The organism is Neobacillus paridis, from assembly GCF_016765675.1.
Lineage (GTDB): Bacteria > Bacillota > Bacilli > Bacillales > Cytobacillaceae > Neobacillus > Neobacillus paridis.
Genome location: NZ_JAESWB010000312.1, coordinates 1 through 522, shown reverse-complemented (window position 1 = coordinate 522; position 522 = coordinate 1). Strand labels below are relative to the sequence as shown.

The 522-nt window shown below is 64.4% G+C and carries 1 protein-coding gene; it reads right to left on the bottom strand.

The window, feature by feature from the left end; translation table 11 throughout:
* On the bottom strand, nucleotides 1–522 hold a 522-nt coding region (locus JK635_RS29005), incomplete at both ends, for an AI-2E family transporter (RefSeq protein ID WP_202655538.1).

Sequence of the window (522 nt, the reverse complement as noted above, 5' to 3'; positions counted from 1 at the left end):
GCGAATGCGACAGGCCCACCACGACCAGCACGGTATTGGAGATCAGGTTCCCGATGACGGGCAGCAGGCCAGCGACAAACGTGATCGCAACCATGGTCTTGGTCAGCGGCAGGTTCACGCCGGCCAGCGGCAGCGCGACGAACAGGAACAGGGCGGTAAAGGCGGCGTTGATGGCGGCGATGCGCACCTGGGCAAACACGATCTGCTCGAAGGCCTTGGCCAGCGAGACCACGCGCGCATGCAGCGCGGCGGCGAGCGGCTTGTAATTCTTGGGTTCGGTGGTGTCGTACAGCGCCGCCATGGCGCCCACCACCATGCCGATCAGGATATGCGCCACCACCCTGCCCACCTGCTCGCCCATGCTGCGGGCTTCGACCGCATGGTCGCGCATCCAGCGGGTCATCATGTCGCGCAGTGCATCCACATTGGTGGGAAGGTGATCGCGTGCCCAGTCTGGCAGCTGTGCCCGCGAGGCCCGGATGATGTCAGCAGTCTTCTGCAGCAGCAATGCGATCTTTTCAG